General features: G+C 41.6%; 8 protein-coding genes. 7 read left to right on the forward strand and 1 reads right to left on the reverse strand.

Annotated elements, in window-relative coordinates; translation table 11 throughout:
• Nucleotides 1-131: 131 nt before the first annotated feature.
• The 4 genes from BM415_RS19955 (at nucleotide 132) to BM415_RS19970 (ending at nucleotide 6,966) form a co-directional block, all read left to right on the forward strand.
• Entirely contained in the window at nucleotides 132-1,001 is an 870-nt protein-coding gene (locus BM415_RS19955) for a hypothetical protein (RefSeq protein WP_090727585.1), read from the forward strand.
• Between the two features lie 93 nt (nucleotides 1,002-1,094).
• Nucleotides 1,095-3,863 carry an SNF2-related protein gene (locus tag BM415_RS19960; RefSeq protein ID WP_090727587.1) on the forward strand — a complete coding sequence of 923 codons (2,769 nt, stop codon included), beginning with the start codon at nucleotides 1,095-1,097 and terminating at the stop codon, nucleotides 3,861-3,863.
• Between the two features lie 634 nt (nucleotides 3,864-4,497).
• The gene (gene ltrA, locus BM415_RS19965) at nucleotides 4,498-6,417 is read left to right on the forward strand and encodes a group II intron reverse transcriptase/maturase (protein WP_090727589.1); all 1,920 of its coding nucleotides are present in this window, start codon (nucleotides 4,498-4,500) and stop codon (nucleotides 6,415-6,417) included.
• A 330-nt stretch (nucleotides 6,418-6,747) separates the two neighbouring features.
• Nucleotides 6,748-6,966: a hypothetical protein gene (locus BM415_RS19970; RefSeq protein ID WP_090727590.1), complete on the forward strand. Its 219-nt coding sequence runs from the start codon at nucleotides 6,748-6,750 to the stop codon at nucleotides 6,964-6,966.
• Nucleotides 6,967-7,026: 60 nt separating this feature from the next.
• Here BM415_RS19970 and BM415_RS19975 read toward each other — a convergent pair whose 3' ends face one another.
• On the reverse strand, nucleotides 7,027-9,084 hold the full coding sequence (locus BM415_RS19975) for a hypothetical protein (RefSeq protein ID WP_090727592.1): 2,058 nt from the start codon (nucleotides 9,082-9,084) through the stop codon (nucleotides 7,027-7,029).
• 359 nt (nucleotides 9,085-9,443) lie between these two features.
• Between BM415_RS19975 and BM415_RS19980 the strand changes: the two genes are divergently transcribed.
• The 3 genes from BM415_RS19980 (at nucleotide 9,444) to BM415_RS19990 (ending at nucleotide 12,939) form a co-directional block, all read left to right on the forward strand.
• The gene (locus BM415_RS19980) at nucleotides 9,444-10,376 is read left to right on the forward strand and encodes a hypothetical protein (protein ID WP_090727593.1); all 933 of its coding nucleotides are present in this window, start codon (nucleotides 9,444-9,446) and stop codon (nucleotides 10,374-10,376) included.
• 166 nt (nucleotides 10,377-10,542) lie between these two features.
• Nucleotides 10,543-10,926, forward strand: coding sequence for a hypothetical protein (locus tag BM415_RS19985; RefSeq protein ID WP_090727595.1), 384 nt, complete (start codon nucleotides 10,543-10,545; stop codon nucleotides 10,924-10,926).
• A 450-nt stretch (nucleotides 10,927-11,376) separates the two neighbouring features.
• On the forward strand, nucleotides 11,377-12,939 hold the full coding sequence (locus tag BM415_RS19990; protein WP_139237033.1) for a hypothetical protein: 1,563 nt from the start codon (nucleotides 11,377-11,379) through the stop codon (nucleotides 12,937-12,939).
• Nucleotides 12,940-13,036: the final 97 nt, after the last annotated feature.

Genomic DNA, 13,036 nt, shown 5'->3' on the forward strand with positions numbered 1-13,036 from the left:
TAAATGACGCTTAACCAAGCAAATCAATTTCGAATTGTGCAACCATGCATACTTTTGGAGATTGGTGCTTTTGGTTGGGCGTTATTTTTTGCCTAAACAACCCAAATACCACTATCAAGGAGGAGAAGTAAATGGGAGGAGTACAGCTCTCTATTTTTGAACAACCTACGCAGGCATTAAGCCAGATATTGGATCCGTTGGCTGCAAATGAACCAAGTATCACTTCAGAATTCGGACTGGGGGATATAATCTCAAAGTTTGATGAAGTAACGATCGAGAACAATTCACTTATTACGGATGAGGATAAGGCATTTTGTGATGAAACGCAGAAAAACTTCGATTCAGCCGTATCTCTAATCCTAAAGGCAAAAAGGTTCTACCAAAACAACGAGATGTCAAACAATTTTTTAAGCACAGGGAACCTAATTAAGGACCTGGATCTAAAATTGGATGAGAAACTCGATTTGTTCATCAGCAAGATTGCCGGATATTTTAGAAAAAATTATTCTATCACGATTAACACGAGTGAATTTCGCAAGTACGACCATAGCGTGACTTACAAGGAAATTGTAGATGATATTATTCTTCAGATGGATGGCAAGAACTTCTCAGAAAAGGCAAGCGAGGAGATCAAAGAGGCACTTAGAGGTACGATCTACAACATCTCTAAAGTAAAAGTTCAATCAGTTAAAGTGTCAATTGCAGACTATCTGTATTTTGAAGGATGGTTTAATGGTCAATTCAGAAATAATCGATCTGAAAATTTATCTAAATTACTGCATGCTATTGAACATTTTGATTCTGGAGCCAAAGTTATGCGGAGCACACTCGTTCAATTAAGTAACAGCTATGCAAGAAATGATTGGTTCGAGGTATTTAGTTTTACATCTATGAATAAATTCGAATCACTCAGGTGCTTTAAAAACGGAAAAGTGGAATTAAAGTTCATAACCCACGATGATGCGATGGCCTTCGCAAAAGACTACTTGAAGTATATCTAAAGCTCATTATCCACTTATGGAGACACAGTGCAAGAAGTGAACCGCTTCTTTCATCTGTGTCTTTTTTTAATTCATTGACATTGGAGGACACTAATGAAATACCAACATTCCGGAATAATTATCCCATACGAAAAACGAAAAGAAATAAATGAAAAGATCATACACATTATTGAGACGAAGCAAGACTTCGGTATTTCCTCGTCGGATATTTACCAGGCCTATACTGGGGACGGGGGTTTGCATGGTCTATCTCGTTCCGATTACGGCAGCTACCATGCATATGCTGAGGCTAAAAAGGAGATAGAGCAGGGCCAATTCTTTTCCCCGCCGTCTTTATGCGAGTTCCTTGTCGGGGTCATCAAACCGAGCATGCATGATCTAATCGCTGATTTGACCTGCGGAATGGGGACGTTCTTTAACTTTGTGCCAATGGAGGCTAATGTATACGGCAATGAGCTGGACATGAAGGCATTCAAGGTGGCTAAACAACTGTACCCTGAAGCTCAGATTCAATGCTCAGACATTCGGATTTATGAGCCGGGAATCAAGTTTGATATTATCTTCGGTAATCCTCCGTTCAATCTTCGGTGGGAGTATAGAACAGAACGATATCTCAGCCAACTATTTTATTGTATCCGCGCACATGATTTACTCAACCCGGCAGGATTCCTTGCATTAATAGTCCCCAGTAGCTTTTTAAGTGACGATTTTTCGGACGCCAGCATGATCGAGGAGATGAATAAGAGATATTCATTTGTATGTCAGATTGAGTTGCCACGCGATGCGTTCAAGATGTACGGAGTAAATGAATTTGAAACGAAGATCATGATCTTCCAGAAACGAAGTGAACACTTGGAAGCAATTCAGTATTCTTTAGCAAAGACCCCAGCTCCGTCATTCGACGCCAAAGGCGCAGATTATGTCCATAATCAATATATACTACCTCTGAAGAAGAGTAAGGAGAAAGTTCGGCATAAGATCCTTTTTGAGGGTAAGAACGCAAATAGTGAAGATCTTGATTTCACGTTTAAAGTGAAGAAGATGCTTTTTGACATCAAGCGGCATCCGGCATTGGTACAGTACTATGCGAAGTGCGTTGATTACGTGAATCGCTATCACTCTGAAGAAAAGCCAAAGGAAATGACTGTGCAAGAATGGGAAAAGAAGCGGATAACAAAGGGTAAGGTGCTTGCCTATTTGAGAAGAGTACTAAAAAATCAAAACGTTGTTCACCGTGACGAGATTCGGCTGGTTAAGAGAAATTACGGTTTGAAGCTCAAAGCGTATAGCCCGAAGATGCAGGCTAAACTTAACAAAATGAGGGAGGAGAGAGCAGCCTCGTTCAATTCCATGGTCCATGACGATATTTATCCGTTCGAAGACAAAATGTTTTCTAAACTCTGGAAACGAAAAAAAGAGGCTTACGAGGTGCAGAGTCAAGCTCTTGTAGGAATGAGACGCAGCCAGGAAGTCGATCGTTTCTTAGATGCGTTTAGCTTATATGATTCCTCACGTGATGAAGTTATTAAGCTGAACCCTATGCAAAAACATGACCTCGGTCTTGTTATGCAAAAGCGTTATAGCATCCTTAATTGGTCCATGGGGAGCGGTAAAACGATTGGAGCCATTGCTTGGTACAAGAGGCTTCTTGAGCAAAAGGCAGTTCGGAACGTGTTTGTCGTTAGTGCGGCACTTGCGATCCATTTGACTTGGGAAGTGAAGCTCGCAAATTTTGGTGAGAGATTTGTTGTGATCCGTTCGCTTAAGGATATTGAATCCATAAGGTCAGGACAGATCGTGCTGATCTCGCTGAACCGGCTGCAAAAGTATAAGCGGCAGATTCAAAAATTTGTTCGTATTCGGAGTCAAAAGGTGGCTCTTGTAATGGATGAAGCGGATGAACTTACGAACCCAAAGTCCCTGCGAACAAAGGCGGTGCTTTCCTGCTTCCGGAGAGTACGGCACAAGCTGCTTACGACAGGCACGGTAACTAGAAACAATATTAATGAGATCTATCCGCTTTTGGAGCTACTGTATAACAACTCCATCAACATGATGTGCGATTGTAATTTCAAGTATGAGGTCAATAAGGAAGGAGTAATCGAGGAGCTTGCAAACACCGATTACAACCGGCCATATCCAGCCTATGGTGGATTATCACTCTTCAAACAATGCTTTAGCCCTGCTAAGGTTACTGTTTTTGGAGTCAAGAAGCACAATCAGGACATTTTAAACAGTGAAAGTCTTTCGAGACTTATCAAGAAAACGATCATCACAAGAAAATTCGATGAGATTGTGGGTGAGAAAATTTACAGTCACATTCCACACCGCATCGAGCAAAATGCTGCTGAGGTAAGTATCTATGGGAAAATTATTAATGAGTTTCAAAAGATGATGCATTACTTCGTAAAGACAGGTAACTCAAAAAAGGAGAGCATGCTGAAGATCATTCGTCAGATTCAACTTCTGATTAAATCAACCTCGTGCCCTCATTTGATGGATGAGTACGATTCGCTCTTACTGCCGAGTAAATTTTATTACATCATGTCCTTGGTTGAAAAGTTCGATGAAAAGGTGGCCATTGGCACGGTATTCTTGGAGACGGCTGCCGAGTACTATAGGTTGATCCAAGAACGATTTCCGAACCGTCCTGTATTCCTTATTAAAGGCGATGTATCTTTTGAAAGAAGGACGCAGTTAATAGAGGAGTATGAAACTTCCCAAAATGGCATTCTGATCAGTACCCAGCAGAGTCTGAAGTCGAGCGTCAATATCCCTTCATGTAATAAAGTGATAGTGGAGTCGTTACAGTGGAATATACCTAAATTGGAGCAGTTCGGGCGGCAGATGATGTCTGCGTAGCAATGTAGAGAGCCTATCTCACGATAGGAATCTACCGCGATTATGTAGAATCGCGACCTAATCCCTCCCCACAAAACAGGAGCAGAAACCTGTTTCGTCGGGTCAAGCTTGGAGGGTGAAAGTTGGGACGTGAGCCGAAAGGATTGTAGGCAAGAGCGTCACTTCAAGGTGCGAATATCTATGGTTAATAGGTCATTTATGAAGCTGAGATGGGTGGGGAATACTCCGGGCCCTAGAGCGAAAGAATCCTTGTAAAGCTCTATCTATCCAATGTGAGGAACAGGATTGGCCTCACAGAACCGGTAATTCACTGGTAGGACGGAGCACTACATATGTCACCGTCTGGATAGACATGAACGCCGATGGCGTAAAACCATTTGAAAGCAACCTAAGGATATTCAATGCGTGCTACGCAGATAACCTGCAAAGGAATCTGTATGGAGGGTGCTGGCTACCCAATGAGAGACAGGTATCCGAAGGAAGCGTTAGAGTAATCTGGGTCAGGGAAAGCCTGAGTACACTTACGTCGAGGGACGTAGGACACCCACGCGGCGGTGACGCAGTGTCGGGTGCTGGTGAATGACGCTAGGCTAATTTAAGCAATTCCGACCATTGAATAGGAGGTTGATCCTCTATGAACGTCATGGAACGAATTGCTTACCTGTCCAAAGTGGCTAAGGCGGACAAGAAGCGCAGATTCAACAAACTGTACAAAATCGTCCAGAACGAGGAAATGTTATCGTACGCATGGGACTGCATCAGAGGCAATAAAGGTATCAAGACTGCAGGGGTGGATCGGATGAACCGAAGCGGGTTTGAAGAACGAAGGGACGAACATATCGCTTCCCTGTCAACCCAGCTGCGTACCGGAGAATATGTGCCGGCACCGGTCAGAAGAGTTGAAATCCCAAAGGGTAACGGTAAGGGAAAGCGGCCACTAGGGATTCCCGCCATCAAGGACAGACTTGTTCAACAGGCGGTTAAACTTATCTTGGAAGCTCTCTACGATCCATTATTCTCGGATGCATCTCACGGCTTCCGGCCGCGTCGTAGTTGCCAAACGGCGATCAGCGAAATCGTTCCTAGAAAGTTCGACTGGGTTATCGAAGGAGATATCAAGGGATGCTTTGATAACATCAAGCATTCCAAGCTTCTGAACGTCTTGCGTGCCAGGATCGCGGATGAGAGGTTCATTCAACTCATCAACAAATTCCTGAAAAGCGGATATCAGATGGGGTTTGGTACAGATGGGGCCAATCCAGTTTTTGCTACCAAGGATGGAACTCCACAGGGCGGCATTGTTAGCCCCATTCTGGCTAATATCTATCTCCATGAGTTCGACAAGTTTATAGCTCCAAGTCAGCAGAACATGAATCGGGAGAAGCGCAGAGACTCTAAGGAGTATGCGTATTTCCAGAACAAGTTGCGGAAGCTATCAAAAGCGTTGTCGGAGAATAGAACAACCTACAAGGTTGAGCTGAAAGAGAACCCATCATCCAGTGAAAAGGGTACAATCGTGACCCTAAATTCACGAGATGAAATGATCGCGATGGTACGGCAGCTTAGGAAAGAGCGCAGCAGATACACCAGGCAGGACTCCGAACTATATTTCGCAAGCAAGAGTTTGGGATATGTTCGGTATGCGGACGATTTCGTCATCCTCATGGGTAACTACCACAAACGTGAAGCGGAGAGAATGAAAGAGACCATCTCAGAATGGTTCTCTGATAATTTAGGCCTCACGTTGAGTCAGGAGAAGACCAAGATAACGCACGCTACTGAAGGGTTCACGTTTCTGGGTTATGATATTATTCAGAAACCTTCGTCGAAAGGGCATGGGTACCGAAACAACTATGCGCTTGTCTACACTCCACGAGTGCGAATTAAGCGCATTAGGAAGAGGCTGCAGGCGTTAACAGAGCTACACTCAAACAATCCTGCTTTCGACATGATCGTTGCGATTAACAGGGTTGTAAGCGGATGGAGCAACTATCATCTGATAGCGAACAACTGGAGCTCGGTGGCCAACACCTTGGACAAGGAACTCTACTGGATGCTTATGCACTGGCTTGGTCGCAAGCACAAGTGCTCGATCGCTAAAGTGATCGATTCTTACGTGGTCAACAAGATACACGTCTACGGTAAGACGAGACAGCGGATTCGTGCCAAGAGCGGAGATAAACCGGTGTATATGCGCTATTTCAGCGACTATGCCTACCGAACTCCACTGGAAGTCGCGAATAAAATCCGGAATGCGAACGAACAGCACGGATGGCACTCCAAAGACGATGACAAGGCGGAGAAGGGAACCATAGGCCGTCTTGTTCAGGGTAATTCGCTGGGAGATAAACTCGAGGCGCTTGCCTCGAATGAAACTTGTACAGAATGCGGTGGGGATGCAGGAATGCAAATCCACCACAAAAGAATGGTCAAGAGAAATAGGAGGAAGGATGCACTCGCGGTGATCGCTGCGAGCAGGGATCTTCTGAAACAAACTCTGTGCCAAGAATGCCACGCTAAGAAACACCCGAACACTCGGGCAATCAACGGATAGGCTTAAATTAGTCGCGAGCCGTGTGCTGTGAAAGCAGCTCGCACGGTTCTAACGGGGGCTTGAGGGAAACATGCTTAATAGTCGGATCTGGGGACACATGAAAAGAAAGTATGGAACCAGTAAATAAAGTCTGGAACCATGCAAATAAAGTATGGAACCAGTAAATAAAGTCTGGAACCATGCAAATAAAGTGTGGGACCGGTAAATAAAGTCTGGAACCACATGTAAATAAAGTGTGGAACCAGCCGGATTATGTAGTAATGCGCCCTCTCTCTACCCACCTGCTTCCGCTTTATTCGATATAACAGTACAGAAGCTAAGGAGATCCATATGGTGACATACGACCATACGATCGAGCAGAACCTATTAGCATTGTTGATGAGCAAAGAGCGAATCAACGAATACATTAAGACATTAGATTTTAAAGAGCAGGCTGAAATTTTTGATGAGTTTGGCATAGACCTCGACATCCTGAACAGCTTGATTGAAAAAGAAACAGACGAGAAAGGAAATGTTCGTCTAACATGGGGGAACCAAAGAGTTTCCTAAATCAAAATTTGTTGACGCAAAGACCCCGCTCCGGTAAAAGGAGACGGGGTCTTTTACATGCTAAGAACCATAATAGTTCTTGTAGTAATCAATAATAAATCTCGTTCTTACTTCATCAGGAGTGAAGTGGGTAGTTGTGTTGAATAGATTTTCCTTATAACCTTTAAAATGCTGTTCTTTACCGATCTCTATCCCTTGCTGTTGGAGTATTAACAACTCGAAGGGAGAAAGTCCGTCAAATTGATCATAAACTTCGAATTCGGTATACTCTTCTTCGATTCCATCGAAGAACTCGGATACGATCTGCAGCTCATGAGGAACTTCATCATGGAGCTTTCTTACAATTCGATCGGCCACCTCTTTTTTTATTTTTGGATAGGGCCCGTAGATGTATTTTGTGCTGAATTCAAGTTGGAAGAATCTGCGAAGTTGGTCCGGATCTCTGAAGTCAAACAGGGGGATGACTTCAGAAATAAACTCAGCCACGTAGTCTTCATGTGAATGAAACATTCCACTACTTCGAAAAACTTTAGTATTGGCTTTAAAAAATGCATACCCTTCTTCGGAAGTATATAACCAGCGTAGCTCCGATGTTTTTATAACTCCGCGTATGAACTTATAGATAATAACACTTTCTATTGAACTTTGATTTGTTACCGGCCGATCTTCGTTTAATGCGCATCCAGCATCGAACTCTAGAGTTAAAGGAAGCTGGAAAAACCGTTTGATTTTCGAATAATATTTCGTTGGGACGTTTTTTGCTATGGAAAATTTGTCTCCTGTCCTAAGAAAGGATTCCTCGTTCCAAGCGAGATTACGATTGAATTTCTTTAAAAGGTCATAATACAAGTCAATGATGGTCAGGCGCCCTTTAGTATAATCGTTAACCATTTCAAATTGAAGAAGTCCGTACCTCGAATATTTTAAATTGGCTACCCTAACTGGATTAGCCATATATTCACTCAATATCTCGTAATATCCTGGAGCATAATCTAACATTTCAGACATGTTACCATTCTCATATCTCTCGACAATCCAATAATGTTTTTCCAGCTCGTTCAGTAGATAATCGTTATATAAATTTTTTGACTCGTAGAATGCCGGGTTTTCTTCACCGTTAACGGTAGGACTTGAATGTTCACTTATCTCTCTGAGCAGTTCTAGCTCTAATTTTACAAAGAAATCCTCTGTCGCTTTCTCAGCTTCGAAGAACCAGTCTTTTACATAACGTAAAAAACCAGTTACAGACGTAAGTTTGAGATGTTGGAACCAATCGGTTAGGCCGGACTTTTCAATACCAATAAATAGGGCTCTGAGCATATTCAGTTCTGGATTTCGGATATCCCTATTTTCGATAAATGCTTGCCATGGATGATACTCAATGATGTCATGAGGATATTTTTTCACTCCGTGGCGAATTATTTTCTGTTGATCCTCGGGATAGTAAATACGAAGATTTTTAATCATTTCCATCCATTGCCCTTTATTCACTTTCGATATTGCAATTTTTAAGTGGACTAACTGTTGTTTCGACAGAGCAGTTTTCTCTTCTTGAATACTAAGATGAGATTTTTCGCCCAGGTTGTATGTATCATTAGGTGTTGTTAATACTACGGATTCAGCTTTCTCAATCTGCAGAAGAGCTATCCTCCGAGCTTCATTGATCTTGTCGATGAAAAGGTTTATTTTCTGCCGTGTGTTCATATCTTTAATTTTGGCATCTCGAACCCTTTCAATCATGGATTGCATACCCGCCAATTCATGAAGCTGCCAATGAAATTGAAGATTATCAGAAGATAGAATCTTCTGTTCGACATACTGGATGAAATCAATTAAATTCTTGATAAAATCTTCTGCATGATGAATAGGGATTTCAACTTCTTCGGTATCGAGCTCCCATCCGATAGTATTACTGAATGCTACTGGTTCTCCTCTTAATAAACTGTACAAGTTGAACTCGCGGCCTTGAGTGAAATATCTGTAATAAATCTCCTTCCAAACTTCTCTCTTTCTAAGTTTATCCACTGGTGCTGATGTCTTCACCAGAAATTTAAGGGATTGAAGTGGGAGACCCGAGTATTTTGTTGCATTTATTTTTAAAGATTCAGTTTTCATCATGGTTAAAACCTCCTCCAACATTTATCTCCTTAATTCTACCATCGTAAGAAAGGGAGGCTAAATTTTGAGTGGTATAAATTTTGGATATACAGCATGATTTGATTTTAGAGCTTAAATAAATATTATATTCTATCCCGCAGTGCCTTTTAGCAACTATGGAATTGTGATATTATTGACATATACCTTATACACGTCCACTAACTCCCAGCATGCGCACAGGGAGCATTCTAAGCAAACTAACACGCCTTAAATGGTGATTCAAGTTAATTCACACTTTACGTGTGTCTTACTTTTATCATTCTTTGAGGGGTGTTTTTTTACTTTTAAGAAGTTATTAAAAATTAATGGGAGGGGTCATTATGATTCTTCAAAACTCAAAAAAAATTTTAGTCTGGTTAAGTTTTGTATTTGGTCTTACACTTTTGACTTTAGACGTGTATTATTTTGTTCCAATGATTGGGGAATTCTTATCCAGCGATATTTATATGGGGGTCCTATGGGCTGTAGGTATCGCTTATGTAATTTTGGTAGGATCTTTCTTCTTTATTACAGCACCCTTTAATAAGAATTCTAAAGTTCTACATATAATCTTGCTTATACTGATAATGCCAGCTGGTCTAATAGTTGCTGTAGTAAATAAATTTTCTGGTATATGGGCTAAGTTGGTCACCACATTTTTTACTATTATGTTTTCTATTGGTGTCTCATACTTTCTGTATATTGGAATAGCAATGCTATTACCAAAAGCGATGGATTACTACGCGCCTTTTTATTACATATTGGCGATAGTTGGGAGTGTTGCTTTTGTTTCCATTGGACGATGGATTCATGACTTGACACTCTTATTATTCAGCAATTCTACTAAATTGCGAGAAGAGAAGAGAATGACCTTCACTCAAGCCTCATTTTGGGTAGCGGTAGTCTCACTCTCAGCTTATTTCGTTGCCTCTACTGTAGGAGTGACCTATGCCTTTAGCGAAAGTGATAAGCAATTACTGGATGCAGTTAAGGATGCTTCTGGAGTGTTTGCATCTGTAACGGGTTTGATCGCTTTAGGGAGAACGGCTTATGGTAAAAGAGAGCCATCTCTTGAGGAGATAAAGAACACAATTAAGCAGGAACTGCTTGAAGAGCTCCGGACTATTGTGGCTGAGGATAACCTAAAATTCTCTGCTGAACAAGTTGCTGTCGCATGTCAAAATGACAATAACGAACCTCGTAATGTAGGGCCCCAAGGTCAAATGAAAAGGGGGAACCGAAAGCACGGTAAGGGTAAGCGGAAGTCAAGCTAACTCTCATAGTAATCAAGGGTTCATAGTAGCCCTTTATCGAATTAACCAAAAGTACATCTCACAAGATGATTAATGATCTCGCTCTCGAGTATTGAAATTGATTGTCTGGTGAGGTGAATTTTTTATGCCTATATACAACCTAATTTAAATCAAGGAGTGTTCTGAAATGGTAGATAATAAAAAGAATAACATACGTGGTCTAAGCAACGAGGAGTTTCTCCTTTTAAAGGAAATCCTTGAAAATAAACTTTCTTTCAAGGTGGGTTTTAAGCACTATAAAGAGGAGTATCTTGCCGGTGTGGTAACTATAAGACCAACACAGTATTACTGGAACAAGTCTCAGTTCGAAGAGATCCGAACGCTGCTAGATGATTTAGGTGCGATATATAACAATATAGGAGTTCCTGAAAAAATGGTGCATTCAGTGTTTTGTAATGGGTTTACGTATCTGAAATTTACAGCAGACACAAATAACCGCTTATCGTTTCCTGAACTCGTCACCGAACATCTGCATGAAACATCAGCCCTTCGACACATGTATCGCTGCTGAGATATTTAATTCGACTACGAAGAAAAGGAAAGAGTTTTGGTGTAGACATCGAATATATTAACTATATCTTTACACCTTACAAAATGTTTAAGATAATCTGATTTTTATAAATTCTATATAATGGTCTATAGCGAAGAAGAGCGATATCGTTTAATACCGCAACAATAGGAGGAGGTAACTTCTCCTATTTTTTGTCTTTATGATGTGATAAACTAGCCTCATACCTTTATTTTTTAATCTATCTTATCCTCTCCAGCAGGCGCAAAGGAGAGCATTCTATTAAAGAAGCATCTGAAAGATGATTAACCTGTAATTCACACTACACGTGTGTCTATTTGGTTGGTCGCCTCTCAGGTGCTTTTTTGCGTTGCACCTACAACCCAATTTCTCAAGAGAGGACGAATGAAAATGCGCGAACCTAATCCAGAAAACTTACAGAAGGCTATTCAAATGGAGGAGACTACTCTTTCAAATCTCACAACCGCTTCAGCCCAAGAACTTCTTCGAATGAAGCTCATGCAAGAGGTTATCCGCTCGGTGTACCCTTTTTCAATCAATGAAAATACCGCAACGTACAAAGAAGTACTTCGAGGATTGAGTGTATTCGGTGACCGCCGAGTCGATATAATTTTGAAGTATTGTACCTCAGAACAAATCGTAAAACTCGCTGCCATTACCGCCATTGAAATCACGAAGATGATTTTGGATCTTCCGCGAGAGAAGATCTATCAGGCGAAATGGGGGGAGAATCAAAACAAGGTTCTTGAAGCTGTTCAGCAATACTTTCCATGGTTTGAGGAAGTTGAGGAGAAGCTTCAGTTAGAGGTTCTTGCGACGGAACTGTCAGGTAAGGTAAAGAACTCATTGGAGCGTGTCCTTCGCATTGGCGCAGCTTCGATTATGAATGAAAAAGTGGCATTCAATCTTAGAAGTCAGGTAGATAAACGGTTTGAGGACCTCCGAGCAGAGATCGAGGCATCTATTTGCGAAGAGGAAGTCAAAGCGCATCTCATTGGGAAAGAGCTCCCGGAAACAAAGGCTCTTGCTCTTGAACACATCTCCAAGAAGTTTGCTGAGGAACCGATTCGGCTCTTGTATTACAGAAGTGGAACACGTGCAGCCGTAAAACTGGCGTGGAATAAAGACGTATACTCTATCCATAAAGGTAGGGGAAAAGAGGTTCGGTTAAATAGGGGCGAGGACAGAAACCCATACGGATTGATCGTTTCCCTCAACTACATTGAAGAGTTCCTTTACTTTAACGAAGTGAGAGATGATGACGTATGGGTCGAAGAAGATAGTCTCGAATCTATTTATCAGTTTAACAGCAATATATCGGTTAATCTTACGCCTGCTTTCGTTAAAGAATGGTATAACTACGATGCACCGGTACTTCAAAGAATAAGTCCAAACCGTGGTAAACGTGGGGAGACTGCGTTCGGGATGAAACTTTTTCATTTCACAACCAATCTGGTGGAGTCCTCGTTGTCAACAGACTATATCTCGGAGGACATAACTCATGCTGAAGCGTTCTCTCTTATGAAAGGCTATGAGCATACCCGAATTTCTAAGGAAATCCGAAATACGCTTAAAGCTCGTGAGATAGAAGAGGCAGGAAAAACTGAAGAGATCAAACATTGGGTCGAAGCATATGATGCAAGAGTCCAGTCTGTGATCGATGAAAACTCCAAGTCTATCTTGAATGCACTCTCTGCAGCGTTCCATGAACGAGTAGAGTGGACGCCTGGTACTGATGGTGAGATGACTCTGCTACTGGATGATAATTTTGGTTTGGATTGTGGCTATCTCAATATTCAAGTTAATGATTCGGAGTATACCGAAAAGAGGAGCATTCTACGCAATACATCTTCTAATGTCGGACCGTGGATGGATGTGAGAATGCCAGTAGTCAGTCAGAGTACAACGATCATGATGAAACAGTTCGAAATTGCAAAAGAGATTGTAAAATCTAAGCTTGGGATTGAACTATTTGGTCACACAGTACTTGATTAAATTATTCAACTTGGCTGTCGTTGGGGGAATTCTAAGGATTCCCCTTTTTTCTACACTGTGATTAAAATAACAACCAACGAAGGTGGAGGGTAGAGTT

Source organism: Paenibacillus sp. 453mf (assembly GCF_900116105.1).
Taxonomy (GTDB): Bacteria; Bacillota; Bacilli; order Paenibacillales; family Paenibacillaceae; genus Paenibacillus; species Paenibacillus provencensis.

Excerpts from the sequence above, each read along its gene's own strand:
- BM415_RS19955 (WP_090727585.1), top strand. The coding sequence starts at position 132 with ATGGGAGGAGTACAGCTCTCTATTTTTGAACAACCTACGCAGGCATTA.
- BM415_RS19980 (WP_090727593.1), top strand. The coding sequence starts at position 9,444 with ATGATTCTTCAAAACTCAAAAAAAATTTTAGTCTGGTTAAGTTTTGTA.
- ltrA (WP_090727589.1), top strand. The coding sequence starts at position 4,498 with ATGAACGTCATGGAACGAATTGCTTACCTGTCCAAAGTGGCTAAGGCG.
- BM415_RS19975 (WP_090727592.1), bottom strand. The coding sequence starts at position 9,084 with ATGATGAAAACTGAATCTTTAAAAATAAATGCAACAAAATACTCGGGT.
- BM415_RS19970 (WP_090727590.1), top strand. The coding sequence starts at position 6,748 with ATGGTGACATACGACCATACGATCGAGCAGAACCTATTAGCATTGTTG.
- BM415_RS19990 (WP_139237033.1), top strand. The coding sequence starts at position 11,377 with ATGGAGGAGACTACTCTTTCAAATCTCACAACCGCTTCAGCCCAAGAA.
- BM415_RS19985 (WP_090727595.1), top strand. The coding sequence starts at position 10,543 with ATGGTAGATAATAAAAAGAATAACATACGTGGTCTAAGCAACGAGGAG.
- BM415_RS19960 (WP_090727587.1), top strand. The coding sequence starts at position 1,095 with ATGAAATACCAACATTCCGGAATAATTATCCCATACGAAAAACGAAAA.